The organism is Stappia indica (assembly GCF_001696535.1).
Taxonomy (GTDB): Bacteria; Pseudomonadota; Alphaproteobacteria; order Rhizobiales; family Stappiaceae; genus Stappia; species Stappia indica.
Window position 1 is genome coordinate 1318180 of sequence record NZ_MBQE01000001.1, and the last position, 18716, is coordinate 1336895.

Sequence of the window (18716 nt, forward strand, 5' to 3'; positions counted from 1 at the left end):
TTTATTTCAAATAGCTGAGTACGGTCAACGGTCCGGCGTCGGGCCGACGAAGACCGGCGGATCGAGCGGCGGCAGCAGCTGCATCGGCCGGCCTGCGCCGGTCTCGCCATTCGACGAGCCCGTGGTCGCCGGATCGTCCAGCGCCCGCCGGATCCGCTCGCCGAAGCTTGCCGCCGGTGTCTGGGAAGCGGGCTGCGGCGCAGGCGTTGCCTGCTGCTGACGGCGGCGCTGTTCGGCGCGCTGCTGTTCCGCCCGCCGGCGTTCGGCGGCACGCCGCGCCTCCTCGGCCTTCCTGGCTTCTTCTGCCTTGCGGGCCTCTTCCGCCTTGCGAGCTTCGTCGGCCTTGCGGGCTTCTTCCGCCCGGCGGGCCTCCGCGGCGGCGCGCTCGTCTTCCAGCTTCCGCGCGGCATCTTCATCCAGTTGCTGCTGGTCCCGCTCGCGCCGACGCTGCTCCTCGCGCGAGCGGCGCATTTCGCGCATCAACCGGTCGCGCTCGGTGATTTCCGCTTGCAGGTCCTCCACCCGCTGCACCTCCTGCTCGAAGGCGCGCAGGGTCAGGAAGGCAGTGAAGGGCGCGATGTCGATGGTCCGCTGCGGCTCGGCCAGCGGACCGGCGAAGACGAGGCCCACCTGCGCCTCCGCTCCGGTCACCGCCTCCTCGCCCGGATCCACCCGCAGCGAAAAATCGCTCTGCAACGTCAATGCCTTGAGGTCCGCCTGCGCATTGCCGAAGATCGACGCGTCGCGATTGTCGACCCGTGCATTGCTGATCCGCATCACACCGCCGGCAATCGAGGCGCTGGCCTCCAGCTCGGCAAAGGGCAGCACGCCCGCATCCAGATGGCTGGAAAAGGCATTGCGGATCGCCTCGTCGTTGAGGTCCAGCCCCGCATCGACGGCGCGGATCACCAGCGCGAAAGCGTCGGGGTTGAGACCGCGGATCTCGCCGTTTTCGACGCGCACCGTCCCACCGCCGGCAAGGCCGGAGATGATCCCGGAGAGCGAGCGGCCGCTGCCTTCGACATCGAGGTTGATGCTGGCCGCGCCGGTGGCGACCGGGCGGCCCGACCGCCGCCAGACGAGCTCTTCCAGCCGCGCTCCGTCGGCCCGCAGCGAGGCGGTCATGCCGGCCTGCCCGGCCGACCGCTTCAGCGTATAGGCCCCGGTCAGCTTGCCGCCGGCAAAGCCGGCCTCGCTGACATCCAGCGACAGCGTGTCGTCCTTCAGCGAGACGCGCGCTGTAACGTTGCCGGCCGGCGGCAGCGGCGCCAGAACCATGCGCTGCGCACTGACATCCAGCGACAGGTCGACACCGGAGACGACCGGCGGGCCGAATGCCGCCTCGGACCAGGTGCCACTGGTCGAGGCGGACAGCTGGTCGGCGCCGAGCAGCAGGTCGCTCAGCTCCGAAATATCGAGCTCCGACAGGGAGATGGTGCCTCTGACCTGCGGATCGAGGCTCGCCATGGCCCGGCGCAGGTCGACGCGCAGGTCCGCATCGAGCTGCAGCCCGGCAAACGTGCCGGACAGGCGGCTGAGCGTGAAGCGGTCGCCCTCGCCCTCCAGCGTCGCCGCCAGGTCGACGGCGCCCGCGGACGCATCGAGCGACGGCAGGCGGCCGGTCAGCAGCGCCAACGGCAGCAGATCGGGCGCACGCGCGGCCAGATCGGCGGCGTAACTGCTGTTGCCGCTTTCCGGCAGGGTCAGCCGGCCGACGCCCGTCAGGGACGACTGGCCGAGATAGAGCCGGGCGTGTCCTTCGAGCCCCTCTTCCGGAGTGCCCGCCGCGCCGATTTCCACCCGCGCCTCGCCGAGGCTGCCGACCGGCAGCATCGTCACGCCAAGCTGGGTCACCAGATCGGCTGCCTCCTGGGCGCTGAAGCTCGCCTCGAAGTCGACGCTCGCCGCCCGCCAGCGGTCGAGCCGCCCGTCGAGGCCGAGGTTGATATCCACATTGGTGCCGCCGGCCGTGCCGCGGGCGACAAGGCTCGCCTCGGTCGCCGCGCTGTCGTTGCCCCCGCTCGCCTCACCCTGAAACGTCAGTGTCAGCTTGGCAGGGGCAAAGGTGCCCGGCCGGCTCGCGAACTCGCGCACCAGGCGGTTTTCCGGCGACAGCGCCATCGCCAGCGCCGCCACGCCGTCGAGCCGCTCGGCGTCGACATCGACCTCCAGCGCGCCGGACGGCGTCGTCGACAGCTTCTCGACCCGCCCCTTGGCGCTGAGACGCGCACCGGAGAGATCGGCCACCTGCGCCTCGTCGATCACCAGCGTATCGTCCCGGTACGACGCGCGCAGCCGCGTGGAGGAGGCCGACAGCGTGCCGAAGGTCACCTGCTCGGCGAAAAGGTTCAGCGCCAACTCCGTCCCGGTTCCGGCGATGCCGGCGGCAAGTCCCGCCTCGTTGCCCAGGAACAGCCGGGCCAGCTGTCCCACCTGGTTGCCGTCGATGCGCTTGGCGTCGAGGTCGGCCTCGAAGACCGGGCGTTCCCCGTCCTTCGCCGTCCACGAGATCGCCCCCTCGCCGCGATCCTCGCCAATCTCGAACGCGAAGTCGGTAAGCGACACGTGACCCTCGGCCGCGTCGATCCGGCTTTCCACCGCGAAGGGCGTTGCCGCAATGCCGCGGGCTCCGTCCTTGCGCCACCAGTCGGCGAAAGCGACCGGCTGGGCGACCGAGGCCGCGAAGCTGCCGCGGAATGTCGGCTCCGGCTGCAGGCCGAGGTCGCCGCGAACAAGGAACTCTCCCCGCCCGGGCATCCGGCCGGACAATTCGGATATCCGCCATCCGCTGGCCAGCCGGTCGGCCTTCAGCAGCACGTCCTGCGTCAACCCGCCCCCGGACACGAGCGCGGGGATAGTGAGCTCGACGCTGCCGTCGATGGGCGGATGCGGCAGCCCGCGCAAGGCCCCCAGCAGTTCCAGGCCGGTCTCGGCAGCCGCCTGCGGCTCGGCCGGTCCGCGCCCCGCCATGCGGTCGATATCGATCTGCCGCGCGGCCGCCTTGACGTCGAAGCGGTAGGGCTCCGCCAGCGTCACGTCCGCGCTACCTTCCAGCGTCACCGGCCGGTCCTCCGGACCGTAGCGGAAGCTGGCCCCGCTCAAGTCGAGCTGCGCGACGTCGAGTGCAAAACTGCCCTCGCTGCGCCAGGCGTGCCGCGCCTCCTCTTCCGGCGTCACGGAGGCGAGCGTGTAGCTCCCCTCATAGCCCGGACGGCTGTCGGACAGGCTCAACTGTCCGTCCATCACCAGATCCACCGGCACGGACACCGGCGTCACCCCGGCGCGCAGGCGCAGGCCGCCGGCCGGATCGCGCCGGCCCGTCGCCAGCACCACCGTCGCCCGCTGACCCTGGAAGCTCGCCATGCCGTCGAGCTTGAACGGCCCCAGCATCGAACGGGCGGTGACCAGCAGATCGATGTCCTCGATCTTGTGGCTCCGGCCGTTGCGCGCGTCGATCACCGTCAGCTCGCCGTCGCGGATCGTCGCCTGCTCCAGCATGACGAGGTCCGGGTCGACCTCGGAGATCAGCCCGTTGCGCGCCCGGGCGGTGAACCAGTCGAGCCGCCCTTCCTCGTCGACGGACAGGCGCAAGTTCGGCCGATCCATCGTCAGGTCGATGATCCGCACTTCGCCCTTGAGCAGCGGCGGCAGCTCGATGCGCATCTCGAAGCGCTGCACCGCCAGCAGCGGGTCCTCGGGCTCGCCGACACGCACATCGGAAAAGGTCAGGGTCGGCGTCGGCAGCAGGCGCATCTCCGCCTCGCCCATCACCGCCACCCGGTGGCCCAGCAACTGCTCGCCATAGCGCTCGAACGTGGTGCGATAGGCCGTCCAGTCGATGAGGAACGGCCCGACGAGCGCTGCCAGCAGCACCGCGATCACGGTTACGCCGATCGTGATGTAGATCGAATTCAGCGCCCTGGTCTCCCGTTTGCGCGCAGTCTTGCAGCTCTCAATCCAACCGGACGATCTTGCCCGGATTGAGGATGTTGTCCGGATCGAGAGCCTTCTTGATCGCTGCCATCATGTCGAGGCCGGCGCCGTGCTCGCGGGCAAGATACTTCATTTTGCCCTGGCCGACGCCGTGCTCACCGGTGCAGGTGCCGCCCATCTCGATGGCGCGCCAGTTGAGCCGTTCGATGAAGGCCTCAGTCTTGGCGATCTCCTGCGGATTGTCGACATCTACCAGCACGAGGACGTGGAAATTGCCGTCGCCGACATGGCCGACGAGCGGGGCGAGCAGGCCGTTGGCCTCCACATCCTTGTAGGTCTCGTCGATGCACTCCGCCAGCCGCGAGATCGGCACGCAGACATCGGTCGACACGCCCTTGCAGCCGGGCCGCAGGCCGAGCGCGGCCCAATAGGCATCGTGCCGCGCCTTCCACAGCCGGGTGCGATCTTCCGCCTTGGTGGCCCAGACGAACTCGCCGCCGCCGCTGTCGCGGGCGATCTCGCCGAAGATCTCGCTCTGCTCGCGCACACCCGCCTGCGTCCCGTGGAACTCCAGGAACAGGGTCGGCGTCTCCTGCAGCTCCAGCTTGGAATAGGCGTTGCACGCGCGGATTTGGTTGGCGTCGAGCAGCTCGATACGCGCCACCGGCAGGCCGGACTGGATCGTGGTGATCACCGCGTTGCAGGCGGATTCCAGATCCGGGAACGGGCAGACGCCGCCCGAAACCGCTTCGGGAATGCCGTAGAGGCGCAGCGTCACCTCGGTGATGATGCCGAGCGTGCCTTCCGAACCGACCATCAGCCGGGTGAGATCGTAGCCGGCCGCCGTCTTCTTGGCACGCCCGCCGGTGCGCACGATGCGCCCGTCCGCCGTCACCACGGTCAGCGCCAGCACGACGTCCTTCATCGTGCCGTAGCGCACCGCATTGGTGCCGGACGCGCGCGTCGCCGCCATGCCGCCCAGGCTCGCATCCGCGCCCGGATCGATGGGGAAAAACAGGCCCGTGTCGCGCAGATACTCGTTGAGCTGGGTGCGCGTCACGCCGGCCTCGACCACGCAGTCGAGATCCTCCGCGTTGACCTGCAATACACGGTTCATCTGCGACACGTCGACGGAGATACCACCGGCCGGCGCGTTGACATGGCCCTCCAGCGAAGAGCCGGTGCCGAAGGGAATGATCGGCACCTTGTGCTGGGCACAGACCTGCACGACATCGGCAACCTCTTCCGTCGACCGGGCGAAAACGACGCCGTCCGGCGCCTGATTCGGCAGCCAGGTCGTCGTGTGGCCGTGCTGCTCGCGCACCGCAGCCGAGGTGGAAAAGCGCTCGCCGAACCGCTGCGCCAGGATCTTCAGCGCAAGGTCGATCCCTTCCTCGTTGCGCTGTACGGCAGCCTGAAGGCTTGCAAGGCTCATTGTTCTTCTCTCCCGCTCAATCGATGGCCGCCGTCTTCGGCGCCTTCTGGCGCCTTGCGCGAATTTGCGTTCTCTGCCGGTCTCGGACTAGTCTCCCGGATCTGAGGTTCGTCACAGGTCGCAGCACGCTCTCAACGAACTTCAGATTCGAAATCGAGACTAGCAAGTTTGTGTTTCTGGTGTGGTTTTCGAATTTGAAATACGCTTCTACGGTCGCTGCCGGGAACAGGGCGCATTTCAAATTCACCACACTAGGTTTGGCGCAAACTAGCAAAAACGGCAATCCCGGCCAAAGACTTCCGCCCGTTTCACCCGCAGCCGGAACAGGCCGGCCAGCCGAGAGGACGGAAGGAGCGCCATGTCACAGCCGAGCCGCCAGCCGGCCCCTTTCACCGGATCGATCCAGGAGGTCAGGAGCGAGTGGCTGGACTATAACGGCCATCTCAACATGGCCTATTACAATGTCCTCTTCGACACCGCGCTGGACGAGGCCTTCATCCATCTGGGCCTTGGCCCCGACTATGCCCGCGAGCGCGGTGCCTCCTTCTTCACCGCCGAGACGCACCTTTGCTACCTGCGGGAACTCAACGGGGGAGATCGCGTGCGCGCCACCGTGCAACTCGTTGATTTCGACGCGAAACGGGCGCATCTCTACCAGGAGCTCCACCACGCGGACGACGGTTTCCTCTCGGCCACGTCCGAGCAGGTTTCCCTGCATGTCGACCTTGCCGCCCGCAAGGTGGTGCCATGGCCGCAGGACGTGCTGGAGCGGCTGGAGGAGATGAGGGAGAGCCATGCGGTGCTCGGCCGGCCCGAGCGGTCCGGGCGACGTATTTCCCTTGAAAGACGCTGACGAAAGACGCTTGAGGCTCAGCGAGCCAGGCGGACGGCTGGACGAGCGATGACCGGTCTGCTGACGCAATTGAAACGCCTGCCCGTGCTGACGGCGGGCTGGATCAAGCCGAACATCCGGCTGTTCCGTTCCACACGGCTGCCGCTGGTCTGGGTGCTCGCCATCGTCATCGGCGTCCTGACCGCGATTGCCGCCATCCTGTTCCGCATGGCCATCGGCGCCTTTCAGTGGCTGTGGCTCGGCACCTCGGCGGAAACGGTTATCACCGCCGCTGCGACCGTTCCCTGGTGGGTTATCCTGCTGGCACCGACGCTCGGGGGGCTGTGCATCGGCATCTTCCTGCAGACGATCCAGCCCAAGCAGCGCACCGGCGGCGTGCCGGACGTGATCGAGGCCCGTGTCCAGGGCGGCCGCGGCCTGCCCTTCTGGTCCGGTATTTCCTCCGCCTTCCTCACCTCCGCCTCGCTCGGCTGCGGCGCCAGCGCGGGCCGCGAGGGACCCGTCGTGCATCTGGGCGCGACCATCGGCACCGCGCTCTGCCAGACGTTCCGCCTGCCCGATGCCGCCCGGCGCATCCTGCTGGCCTGCGGCGTCGCCAGTGCGGTGTCCGCCTCGTTCAACGCGCCGATCGCCGGCGTTCTCTTCGCCCACGAGGTCATTCTCGGCCACTACGCGATGACCGCCTTCGTGCCCATCGTCATCGCCTCGGTGCTCGGCACGCTGATGTCGCGCCTGTGGTTCGGCGACATCGCCGCCTTCTCGATCCCCGAGTATCAGATTACCTCGATGCTCGAGATGCCGGCCTTCGCCCTGCTCGGCCTCACCTGTGCCGCCGTGGCCGTGATCTTCCAGTTCGCGCTGATCGGCACCGACTGGGTCGCCCGCAACATCTCCATGCCGCTCTGGCTGCGCCCGGTGATCGGCGGGCTGGCGGTCGGGGCCATCGGCATCGTCTTCCCCGGCGTCCTCGGCGTCGGCTACGAGGCGACCGACCTTGCCCTGCGCCAGGAGCTGCCGCTCCTCACCATGCTGGCGCTGCTGGTCGCCAAGACGGCTGCGACCTCGATCACCCTCGCCTCGCGCTTCGGCGGCGGCATCTTCTCGCCGGCCCTCTATCTGGGCGCGATGACCGGCGGCGCCTTCGGCCTGATCGCAGCAGCCGCCTTCCCCGAACTCGCCTCCTCGCACGGTCTCTACGCGATCCTCGGCATGGGCGCGGTGGCGGCGGCCGTTCTCGGTGCACCGTTCTCCACCACGATGATCGTGTTTGAGCTGACCGGCGGCTACGCGCTGTCCATCGCGCTGCTGATCGCCGTGTCCATCGCCACCGGCCTGACACAGGCGGTGCACGGACGCTCCTACTTCCACTGGCAGCTGGAAATGCGCGGCGTGATGCTGCAGGAGGGCGCGCACAAATGGCTGGTGCGCATCGTCCATGTCTCGGATTTCGTCGAGCGGCTGCCGGACGACGCGGAACCGCAAACCCACGATCCGGAGGCCGACGGCGCCAGCCTGAAGCTGGACGACACGCTCGAAGCCGCGCTGAAGGTCTTCGACGAGAGCGGCACCAACCGCCTGCCGGTGGTGGATGCGGCCAATCCCACGAAGGTCATCGGCCACGCCACCCATGTGCGGGCGCTGCGGTTCTTCAATGCCGAGCTGATCAACAACCAGGTCGAGGAGCACCGCTAGCGGCGCTCCCCTACCCGTTATAGCGCCCCTTACAGCGGCGCCGTCGCCGCCTCGAGCCAGGCCCGCGTCGTCTCGTCGACCAGCGGTCCCAGCTCGCGCAGGACGCGGGCGTGATAGGCGTCGAACCAGGCCCGCTCCTCGGCGCTGAGCATCTGCGCCACTACGGCCCGCCGGTCGATCGGGGCCAGCGTCAGCGGCTCGAAGCCGAGCATCGCCCGCTCGCCGCCCTCGATGGCGGCCGGCGGCGTCACCAGCTCCAGGTTCTCGATCCGGATCCCGTGGCTGCCGTCGCGATAATAGCCCGGCTCGTTGGAAACGATCATGCCCGGCTCCAGCGGCGCATGGCCTGTCTTGGCAATGCGCTGCGGTCCCTCGTGCACCGACAGGTACGAACCGACGCCGTGGCCCGTGCCATGGTCGAAGTCGAGACCGGCCTTCCACAGGGCGATACGGGCCAGCGCATCGATCTGCGCGCCGCTGGTGCCCACCGGGAACCGCGCCGTGGCAATGGCGATATGCCCTTTCAGCACCAGCGTGAAATGGCGCTTCTGGTCCTGCGGCACCTCGCCGACGGCAACGGTGCGGGTGATGTCCGTCGTGCCGTCCTCGTACTGGGCGCCGGAATCGATGAGGAACAGGCTGTTCGCCGGGATCGGCAGGTTGCTGCCCCGGTCGACCCTGTAATGGCAGATCGCGGCATTGGGACCGGCCGCCGAGATGCTGTCGAAGGAAATCTCTTTCAGCTTGCCGGTCTCGGCGCGAAATGCCTCCAGCCGCTCGGCAACGGCGATCTCATCGAGCCCTCCGGCAGCCGCCGCGCCATCCAGCCAGCACAGGAAGCGGGCAAAGGCCGCACCGTCGCGCAGGTGCGCGGCCCGCGCACCGGCGATCTCCGCCGGGTTCTTCACCGCCTTGGCCTTGGTCACTGGATCCGCGCCATGCTTCACCTTGCCGCCGGAGGACAGGACGGCGCTCGCCAGCGCATCGCCCGCCCAGTCGGGATCGACCAGTACGGTGGCGCCAGACGATCCGAGAGCACTGAGCGCACCCGTCAGCCCGTCCGGCTCGGCGATGTCGGCCAGCGCCTCCAGATGGTCGCGCGAGGCGTTGGTGAGCTTGCGTCCGTCGATGAAGATCTGCGGGCGTCCCTCGCGCGGCAGAACGGCGAAGGACAGCGGCAGAGGCGTGTGCGACACGTCGCTGCCGCGAATGTTGAACAGCCAGGCGATGGAATCGGGCTGCGTCAGCACGAAGGCATCGCCCCCGGCGCGGCGCACGTCTGCGGCCATGCGCGCGATCTTGTCTTCCGCCGCCTCGCCGGCGAACTCCTGCCCGTGCACGCGCACCTGGCCGAGCGGCGGCTCAGGCCGATCCTCCCACACCGCATCGAGCGGATTGCCGTCCACCGCGACCAGCTCCGCACCTGCCCTGGCGCAGGCTTCGGCAAGTCGCTTGGCCCCGTTCACCGTATGCAGCATCGGGTCGTAGCCGAGCTTCTGGCCCGGCTGCAGCTTGCCCGCCAGCCACTCGGACGGCGGCGTCTCGATCAGGTGCATCGGCCGGAATACGGCTGTGTCCACCTGCTCGCGCACCTGGATCGTGTAGCGCCCGTCGACGAAGATCGCCGCCTCTTCGGCCAGCACGACCGCCATCCCGGCCGATCCGGCAAATCCCGTCAGCCAGGACAGCCGCGCATCGCTGGGCGGCACATATTCGCCCTGATGCGCGTCGGCACGCGGAATGAGGAAACCGTCGAGGCCCCTGCGGGCCAGCTCGCGCCGCAGCGCCGCGCAACGCGCGGAACCGACGGACGGGTCGATGACATTGTCGAAAGACTGGAACATGCCCTGACGCTAGCGCCAAAGCCGGCGGCGCGAAAGGGCGTTGAATGCGCCCCCGGGCGGCTTTTGCACATGCGCAAGGCAAGCTTTTGCCGGGGATTTCAGCATCTGCTTTGTTGCGTTGCAAAATTATGAATTCGCACATGCAGCAATCGCAGCACTGCCATGCACTTATGGCTCTTTTCGCATAGCCCGGCACTCCCCATAATCTGTCTCGAGAGTTTGAGGGAGGAAGCTCTAACTAGAGACCTCGAACCGGAGATTAAGACCATGGCCATTGCCACCACGACCACCACCGCCATCTCGGGCGTATCGCGCAGCTCTTCCAAGAGCGTGTTCCGCAAGGCGCTCGACTCGATGATCACCGCTCGTGAGCGTCAGGCTCGCCGCTATGTGAACGGCTACCTTCTGTCGCTCGACGACGCCACGCTCGCCTCCTACGGCTACGACCGTGCCGATCTGGAGCGCAACAGCTCGCTGACCTCCGCGTTCTGATACGCCGGTCACTGACTGTACAGAAACGGGCTCGGCGGTTCCTCCGCCGGGCCCGTTCCTTTTTGGGCAGGCTTCTTCGGCGGCTTCAGCCCTCGTGGCGACCGCGCACCAGCGTCAGCGTCAGCCAGCCGTCGCGGTTCTGCCGGCGCACCAGGTGGAACCCCTGCGCGCCGTAGGCGAACAGGATACGCGGGCCATCCTCCACGCGCAGACCCGACAGGACGAGAGTCGCCGAGCTGGTCATGCGCGCCGACAGACCGGCGGCCATGCGCATCAACGGCCGGGCGAGGATATTCGCCACCACCAGATCGAAGGGGCCGGCTTCCGCAAAGATGCGGCTGTCGACGCCGGCTGCCGTCGCCGTGCGCACCAGGTTGCCCGCGAGGTTGTGGATCGCGTTGTCACGCGCCGTCAGGGTCGCCACCGGATCGATATCCGTTGCCAGCACCAGCTGGCGGGACAGCCGCGCCATGGCGATGGCGAGGACGCCGGTACCGGTGCCCAGATCCAGCATCCGCTCGTAGGACCGACGGGTCAGCAGCCGGTCGATCTCGATCAGGCAGCCCGCGGTCGTTCCGTGATGACCGGTACCGAAGGCGAGCGCCGCCTCGATCTCGATGGAAATGCCGGCGAGCGGGCGCTTTGCCCTGTCATGCGAGCCATGGATGAAGAAACGCCCCGCCTGCACCGGCGACAGGCCTTCCAGGCTCTTCTCCACCCAGTTGATGTCTTCCAGCTCCACCGCTTCCACCGGCGCGGCAAAGGCATCCGCACCCAGCCGATCCTTGACCAGCTCGGCGGCCTCCGCCTCGTCCATGTCGAACAGCAGGATCTCGGCGGTCCACTCACGCCCGTCCGCCGACGCCTCGAAGACGGTCACCGGATTGCCGTCATCCTCGAAGTCGCGCGCCAGAAGCTCGTAGATGCGCTTCGCCTCGATTTCGGGGGCGGTGATGCGGACGCGAATGGTGGACATGATCTCTCCGGAGACAGGAAACAGCGCCCGCCCTATAGCGCCCGAACGCAGGGGGCATCAATCGCATTCGCGCTGGATGGGGAAACGCGCGCCGTTCAGTGCCGCTCGACGAAGCTGTCGAGCACCTTCTTGCGCCCCGCCTTGTCGAATTGCACCGTCAGCTTGTTGCCTTCGATGCCGACGATCTCGCCATAGCCGAACTTCAGATGGAACACCCGCTCGCCCATGTCGAAGGCCGACGGCGTGTCGGAGACCGACTTGGCGACCAGTTCGCCCTCGATCATCCGCGGCCCACCCGACTGCCTGCCGCCGCCCGATCCCATCCGGCCGGCGAACCCGCCGCCGCCAGCACCGCCCTGCGTCTGCGCGCGCTGCGCCCGCTGCCAGCCCGGGGTCGAGTAGTTCGCCTTGAAGGGATCGCGCGTGTCGAAGCGGCTGGCGCCGTAGCCCCCGCCGCCATAGCCGCCGTAATTGCTGGACTGCTCGACCACGTCGACATGGTCGGCCGGCAACTCGTCGAGGAAGCGCGAGGGGATCGAGCTCTGCCACATGCCGTGGATGCGCCGGTTGGAGGCGAACCAGATCTTCGCCCGCCGCCGCGCCCGGGTGATGCCGACATAGGCAAGCCGCCGCTCTTCCTCCAGCCCCGCACGTCCGCTCTCGTCGAGCGCGCGCTGATGCGGGAAGAGGCCTTCCTCCCAGCCGGGCAGGAACACCGTGTCGAACTCCAGCCCCTTGGCCGAATGCAGCGTCATGATCGACACCGCCTCGTTGTTGCCGTCCGCGTCCCGGTCCATGACCAGCGCGACGTGCTCCAGAAAGCCGGCGAGCGATTCGAACTCGTCCATCGAGCGGACGAGTTCCTTGAGGTTGTCGAGCCGACCCGGCGCCTCCGCCGAGCGGTCGTTGCGCCACATCTCCGTATAGCCGCTCTCGTCGAGGATGATCTCGGCCAGTTCGGTGTGCGACATGGTCGGCACCAGGTCGCGCCAGCGGTCGAAATCGGCCAGCAGCATGCGCAGCGTCGTGCGCGCCTTGGGCTTCAATTCCTCGGTCTGGCACAGGTCGGAGGCCGCCTGCATCAGCGGGATGCGGTTCGCCCGCGCATAGGCATGCACCAGCTTCAGGCTGGCCTCGCCAAGGCCGCGCTTGGGCGTGTTGACGATACGCTCGAAGGCGAGGTCGTCGGCCGGCTGCACCACGCAGCGGAAATAGGCCATCGCATCGCGGATCTCCATGCGCTCGTAGAAGCGCGGGCCGCCGACCACCCGGTAGTTGACGCCGAGCGTGACGAACCGGTCCTCGAACTCGCGCATCTGAAAGGACGCGCGCACCAGGATCGCCATGCTGTCGAGGCTGTGCCCCTTGGACTGCAGCGCCTCGATCTCGTCGCCGATGGCGCGGGCCTCTTCCTCGGAGTCCCAGGCGGCGGCGACGCTGACGCGCACTTCCTCGCCTTCCGGGTCCACGACGTCAGTGAACAGCGTCTTGCCCAGGCGCCCCTCGTTATGGGCGATCAGATGCGAGGCGGCGGCGAGGATATGGCTGGTGGAGCGGTAGTTGCGCTCCAGCCGGATCACCTTGGCGCCGGGAAAGTCGTGGTCGAAGCGCAGAATGTTGTCGACCTCGGCCCCGCGCCAGCCGTAGATCGACTGGTCGTCGTCGCCGACGCAGCAAATGTTGCGGTTGCCCTGCGCCAGCAGCCGCAGGAACAGATACTGCGCGATGTTGGTGTCCTGATACTCGTCCACCAGCATGAAGCGGAAGCGGTTCTGGTACTCGGCCAGCACGTCCGGATTGTTGCGGAACAGCGTGATCACATGCAGCAGCAGGTCGCCGAAATCGGCGGCATTGAGGATCGACAACCGCTCCTGGTACTGCTCGTAGAGCGCACGGCCCTTGCCGTTGCCGAAGGAGCGCGCCTCGCCCTCCGGCACCTGGTCGGGCGTCAGGCCGCGGTTCTTCCAGCCATCCAGCTGGCTGGCGAAGGCGCGCGCCGTCCAGCGCTTGTCGTCCAGCCCCTCGGCCTGGATGATCTGCTTGATAAGGCGGATCTGGTCGTCGGTGTCGAGGATCGAGAAGCCGGACTGAAGGCCGATCAGTTCGGCATGCCGGCGCAGGATCTTGACGCAGATCGAGTGGAACGTGCCGAGCCACGGCATGCCTTCCGCGCTCTCGCCGATCAGCCGCTCGATCCGCTCCTTCATCTCGCGGGCGGCCTTGTTGGTGAAGGTCACCGCAAGGATCTGGCTCGGGAAGGCCCGGCGCGTTGCCAGGATATGGCCGATGCGCGTCGTCAGGACGCGGGTCTTGCCGGTGCCGGCACCCGCCAGCACCAGGACCGGACCGTCCAGCGTCTCGACCGCCTCGCGCTGCTCCGGGTTGAGGCCATCGAGATAAGAGCCGGGTTCGGGCGGACGCGGCCCCAGCGCCGCGCGGGCACGCGCGGCAATGCCGCTACCGCCGCTCGCCCGCTCCAGGTCGCTGCCCCGCGCCTCATGCTCCGCCCGCCCCCTTTCCGGGTCCTGGTGGAACTGTCGGGTATCGGCAGGATGATTGGCCATGCGGGAGAGTGTCTCGACGGGTCTGGGTCACGGATCTGGAACCACGCGGGATATCGCCCTTGCGATTCTGTTCTCTCTTTGGACCATATATAGCAGCTTGTCCCGTCAAATGGAGGGGCGCAATCGCTCGCGCCCCTCCCTCTTGGCTTTTGACGCCTTTGTTATTCGTGAAACGCTCAAGCCGCGACGAGCGACACCAGTGCCGGCGCCGCCTGCTCGAAGCGAAGGGTGTAGCGCCCGCTGCCGGCAGCAGAGACGGCTGCCGCAAGCACCTGCCCGTCGGCAAGCTGCAGCTTGACCGCCTGCCCGAGCTCCAGCCGGGCCGATGCGGAAACGGCGGCTTCATGCAGGTCCGCTCCCTCGACCCGCGCCCGGTAGCGGCGCCCCATGGCGGTGACGATGACCGCCTCGCGCATTTGCGCCTGTACCTGCGCACGCCGTGCGGCGAGATCGACCGAGATATCCGACAGGAACGTCTCCACCTCGCCGGCGAGTTGCTGGGTCACATCCGCAAGGCTCGACGAAACCGCGCTGACATTTCCGGCGAAATGGGCGGTACGCTCGATCGCGGAAGTCACCGAGGTGACGTTGTCCGCCACCGTGTCGGTGCCGTCCGAGGCGGCGATGACGGAGTTGGCGATCTCCTGCGTCGCCGCGCGCTGTTGCTCCACCGCACCGGCGATGGTGGTGGTCAGCTCGCGGATATTGGTCATGACGCTGGCGATCTCGCCGATGGAACCCACCGCGCCCCGGGTCGAGGCCTGAATGCCCGTCACCTGGGCGGCGATATCCTCCGTCGCCTTGGCGGTCTGGCCGGCAAGGCTCTTCACTTCGCTGGCGACGACGGCGAAGCCCTTGCCCGCCTCGCCGGCGCGCGCGGCCTCGATCGTGGCATTCAGCGCCAGCAGATTGGTTTGCTCGGCGATGTCCCGGATCAGGTTGACCACCGAGCCGATCTGCTCGGCCGCCTGCGACAGGGAGGCAACGTCGGCATTGGTCAGCTGGGCGCGCTCGGCGGCCGAGGCCATCAGGCCGCTCGCCTTGGCCGTCTGATCGGCAATTTCGCTGATCGAGGCGGACAGCTCTTCCGCCGCCGCGGCGACCACCTGGATATTGCCGGACGCCGTCTGCGTGGCGTGGCTTGCAGCGGATGCATCGGTCGCGGCGCTGCTCGCACCTTCCTCCAGCGTCTCGGCCGAGGAGCGCATGTCGCCGGCCTTGGCGCCTGCCGTCGACAGGGTCGAGGAGACGCTGCCGCGGAAGCCGGCGATCATCGTCTCGATGGCCGACTGCCGGTCGCGCTCGCGCAGGCGCTCCTGCTGCAGGTTCCGCTCGAGCTCGATGCGCTCGATGGCGTTCTCGCGGAAGATCTCCACCGCTCCGGCCATGGCGCCGATCTCGTCGCCGCGGCCGACGCTGGTCACCTCGACGCTGGTGTCGTTGGCCGCGAGCCTGCGCATGACGCCGACCAGCTGCGCCAGCGGCGGCGCGATGGAGCGGTAGACGCCGACGAAGATTACGGCCATCACGATGATCAGCGCGACCATCAAGCCGAGTTCCCAGAAGAAGGCACGCTGGTTTTTCGCCGCCACCTCCGTGGCAACGGCCAGGATCTGGCGGGAGATCTCGTCTTCGACCTGCTTCAGCTGGTCGATGCGCGCCGTGCTGACCGCAAACCATTGCGGACCGCTGACGGCTGTCACATCCCCGCCGAACGGCGCCGACACGGCGACCTGCCTCAGGGCGTCGATCTCCTTCGCAGCAGCCTCCGACAGGACTGCGTCATAGGCGGCAATCATCTGCGGCGAGGCATAGCGGCGGAACGTCTCGAGCGAGGCTTCCTGCATGGCGCCGAGGCGGATGAAATTGCGGTAGACGGCCTCGCCGAAGCTGCCCGAACCGAAGCCGACGGCGCCGGTGGCCCGCTCCAGCCCTGCCCGCTCCTTGGCTTGCAGCAGCGCAGTATAGGCTTGGACCGGGCGCAGGGTGTCGCCGGTGCTGATCAGCGTCGTCATGCCGCCGATCATGTCGAGCAGCTCGCCGATGACCGGTGTGTAATAGGCGCCGACCTCCGCACTCCCCAGTCGCAGCGCGTCGATATCCGCACGCATCCGCGAAAGGTCGCGGAGCGCGGCCGCGGCCGCATCTCGCGGAGCGGTGAACCTGTCCGTCTCCAGCCGTCCCGTCGTCTCGCCGACACGCGCAAAATAGCGTGCAATCGCCTCGTCGGTTGCCCGCCGCTGGCCGCCGATCGCGTCGGCGAACGACACGCCTTTCGACCCGACGAAGCCGGAGGACATGCCGCGCTCCTTCTGCAGCTGGTGCACAGCCTCGGAAATCACCGGAGCGATATCCAGCACCTCGCCGACGAAGCGCCCTTCCTGGACTTGCTCGAACCGAACCGCCAGCTCCATGGCGCTCACGACAAGCAAACCGCAAAGCGGGATCGCACCCAACAGAACAAGTCGCAAACCGATGGAACGGTTCACAAATCCAGAAAACATAAGCTTCTCTCCAGACGCCAATGAAACGGCTCACATGAGAGAGGGTCGATACCTGCGGTTGAAATTCCCCTTACAAGACCGGAAGCATTGCGACGAAAATCAAAAAAGCTCAACAAATTCAATGTTACGTACTGCACCCCATAGGTGCACTACTTAAGATGATTTGCACAGGCTCAACCGCCCGCCATCTCGATCCAGGCATCCTCGTCGATGACGTCGATGCCCAGTTCCTCCGCCTTCTTCAGCTTCGCCCCCGCCCCGGGACCGGCGATCACCAGGTCCGTCTTCTTCGACACCGAGCCTGAGACTTTCGCCCCCATCGCCTCGGCTCGCGCCTTGGCCTCGTCGCGGCTCATCTTCTCCAGCGTGCCGGTGAAGACCAGCGTCTTGCCGGCGACGGGGCTTGCGCTCGCCTCCACCCGCTCCATCGCCTGCGGCCGGATCTGCGCCAGCAGCGCATCCAGCGCGTCGCGGTTGTGATCCTCGGCGAAGAACTCGACCACCGCCCGGGCAACCGTCTCGCCGATGCCGTCGATATCCATCAGTTCGGCAAAGGCATCGGACTGGGGATCGGCCGCCGCCTGCATCGCCGCGCGGAAGGTCTCCCAGTCGATATAGTGGCGGGCGAGCAGCTTGGCGTTGCCCTCGCCGACATGGCGGATGCCGAGCGCGAAGATCACCCGGTTGAGCGGCATCTCGCGCCGCGCATCGATGGCGGCGAAGAGGTTCGCCGCGCTGGTCTCGCCCCAGCCGTCGCGGTTCCTCAGCTTGATCAGCGGCGAGGCCGCATCCCGCTCCGCCAGGGTAAAGATATCGACCGGCTGGCGGATGCCGCCCTCCTCCATCGGCAGGTCGAAGAAGAATTCCACCTGCTTGTCGCCCAGCCCCTCGATGTCGAGCGCATGGCGGGAGACGAAATGCTTCAGCTTTTCCTTGGCCTGCGCTGGGCAGATCAGCCCGCCGGTGCAGCGGCGCACGGCGTCGATGCGTCCGCTCGATGCGTTGACGTCGCGCACCGCATGGCTGCCGCAGGCAGGGCACGTGGTCGGGAAGGCAAAGGGCTTCGCATCCTTCGGGCGCTTGTCGAGATCCACATCGACGATCTGCGGAATCACATCGCCGGCACGCTGGATCTGCACCGTGTCGCCGACCCGGATATCCTTGCCGCCGCGGATCGGCTCGCCGTTCTGGCCGATGCCCTTGATGTAGTCCTCGTTGTGCAGCGTCGCGTTGGACACGACGACGCCGCCCACCGTCACCGGCTCCAGCTTGGCGACCGGGGTCAGCGCGCCGGTACGCCCGACCTGGATCTCGATGTCGCGCAGCACGGTGAAGGCCTTCTCGGCCGGGAACTTATGGGCGATGGCCCAGCGGGGCGCGCGCGAGACGAAGCCGAGACGGGACTGCAGGTCGAGGCGGTCGACCTTGTAGACCATGCCGTCGATGTCGTAGCCGAGCAGCGCCCGCTCCTCCTCGATGCCGTGATAGGCGGCGAGGATTTCTTCCACGGTCTCGCAGCGGACCATGCGGGCGTTGATCGAAAAGCCCCACTCACCGAGCAGCTGCACCATCTCGTACTGGGTGGTGCGCGGCACCTCGCTCATCTCGCCCCAGGCATAGGCGAAGAAGCGCAGCGGCCGCGACTTCGTCACTTCCGGGTTGAGCTGGCGCAGGGAGCCTGCCGCCGCGTTGCGCGGATTGGCGAAGACCTTGCCGCCCTGCGTTTCCATCCGCGCGTTTAGCGCACGGAAGTCCTCGTGGCGCATGTAGACCTCGCCGCGCACCTCGACGATGTCGGGCGCGCCGTCCGGCAGGCGCTGGGGAATGTCCTCGATGGTCAGCGCGTTCTGCGTCACGTTCTCGCCGACCGTGCCGTCGCCGCGCGTCGCGGCCGTCACCAGCCGGCGCTTCTCGTAGCGCAGCGACAGCGACAGCCCGTCGATCTTCGGCTCCGCCGTCACCGCAATCGCTCCCATCAGCGGATCGAGCTTCAGGAAGCGGCGAATGCGGCCGAAGAAGTCGCGCACGTCCTCGTCGGCGAACGCATTGTCCAGCGACAGCATCGGGATCGCATGGGTGACCTTGCCGAAGCCGTCCGCCGGCGCACTGCCGACGCGCAACGACGGGCTGTCGGAGCGCACGAGATCGGGAAACCGCGCCTCGATCGCATCGTTGCGCCGCTTCAGCGCATCATAGTCCGCATCGGAGATGACCGGCGCGTCCTCGCCGTGATAGCGCCGGTCGTGGCCTGCGATCTCCTCGGCCAGCCGCTCCAGTTCCAGCGCGGCCTCTTCCAGGGTCAGGTCTTCGACGGCGCGGGACGAAAGGTCAGTGTCGGACATGGGATCGCATCTTCTGGCATCGGATATCGCGGAGCGAGAACGGCATTCGCCTCCCGTCTGGCGAGGGAGTATGGCGCTGCG

10 protein-coding genes are annotated in these 18716 nt (G+C 67.6%); 3 read left to right on the forward strand and 7 right to left on the reverse strand.

Annotated features, from left to right (window positions below; all coding sequences use genetic code 11):
- Window positions 1-24 precede the first annotated feature (24 nt).
- Together BBX35_RS06285 and BBX35_RS06290 are read right to left on the reverse strand one after the other, a co-directional pair.
- Complete coding sequence (locus tag BBX35_RS06285) at window positions 25-3999, reverse strand: AsmA family protein (RefSeq protein ID WP_341871211.1); 3975 nt, start codon at window positions 3997-3999, stop codon at window positions 25-27.
- Complete coding sequence (locus BBX35_RS06290; RefSeq protein ID WP_067217268.1) at window positions 3953-5368, reverse strand: FAD-binding oxidoreductase; 1416 nt, start codon at window positions 5366-5368, stop codon at window positions 3953-3955. The genes BBX35_RS06285 and BBX35_RS06290 overlap by 47 nt, the downstream gene beginning before the upstream one ends.
- Before the next feature lie 358 nt (window positions 5369-5726).
- Here BBX35_RS06290 and BBX35_RS06295 point away from each other — a divergent pair, with 358 nt between their 5' ends.
- Entirely contained in the window at window positions 5727-6221 is a 495-nt protein-coding gene (locus tag BBX35_RS06295; protein ID WP_067217269.1) for a thioesterase family protein, read from the forward strand.
- Window positions 6222-6269: 48 nt separating this feature from the next.
- On the forward strand, window positions 6270-7913 hold the full coding sequence (locus BBX35_RS06300) for a chloride channel protein (protein ID WP_067217271.1): 1644 nt from the start codon (window positions 6270-6272) through the stop codon (window positions 7911-7913).
- A gap of 29 nt (window positions 7914-7942) precedes the next feature.
- Here BBX35_RS06300 and BBX35_RS06305 read toward each other — a convergent pair whose 3' ends face one another.
- Entirely contained in the window at window positions 7943-9757 is a 1815-nt protein-coding gene (locus tag BBX35_RS06305) for an aminopeptidase P family protein (RefSeq protein WP_067217272.1), read from the reverse strand.
- A 267-nt stretch (window positions 9758-10024) separates the two neighbouring features.
- On the opposite strand from BBX35_RS06305, the gene BBX35_RS06310 reads away from it, so the two are divergent.
- Complete coding sequence (locus BBX35_RS06310; RefSeq protein WP_067217275.1) at window positions 10025-10249, forward strand: hypothetical protein; 225 nt, start codon at window positions 10025-10027, stop codon at window positions 10247-10249.
- An 85-nt stretch (window positions 10250-10334) separates the two neighbouring features.
- Here BBX35_RS06310 and BBX35_RS06315 read toward each other — a convergent pair whose 3' ends face one another.
- From BBX35_RS06315 to ligA, 4 genes are all read right to left on the reverse strand, one after another.
- The gene (locus BBX35_RS06315; protein ID WP_067217277.1) at window positions 10335-11225 is read right to left on the reverse strand and encodes a 50S ribosomal protein L11 methyltransferase; all 891 of its coding nucleotides are present in this window, start codon (window positions 11223-11225) and stop codon (window positions 10335-10337) included.
- Window positions 11226-11320: 95 nt separating this feature from the next.
- Window positions 11321-13789 carry an ATP-dependent helicase gene (locus tag BBX35_RS06320; protein ID WP_067217279.1) on the reverse strand — a complete coding sequence of 823 codons (2469 nt, stop codon included), beginning with the start codon at window positions 13787-13789 and terminating at the stop codon, window positions 11321-11323.
- Between the two features lie 176 nt (window positions 13790-13965).
- A complete protein-coding gene (locus tag BBX35_RS06325) occupies window positions 13966-16203 on the reverse strand; it encodes a methyl-accepting chemotaxis protein (RefSeq protein WP_067217282.1) in 2238 nt (745 codons plus the stop codon).
- 263 nt (window positions 16204-16466) lie between these two features.
- A complete protein-coding gene (gene ligA, locus BBX35_RS06330) occupies window positions 16467-18635 on the reverse strand; it encodes an NAD-dependent DNA ligase LigA (RefSeq protein WP_067217284.1) in 2169 nt (722 codons plus the stop codon).
- Window positions 18636-18716 lie beyond the last annotated feature (81 nt).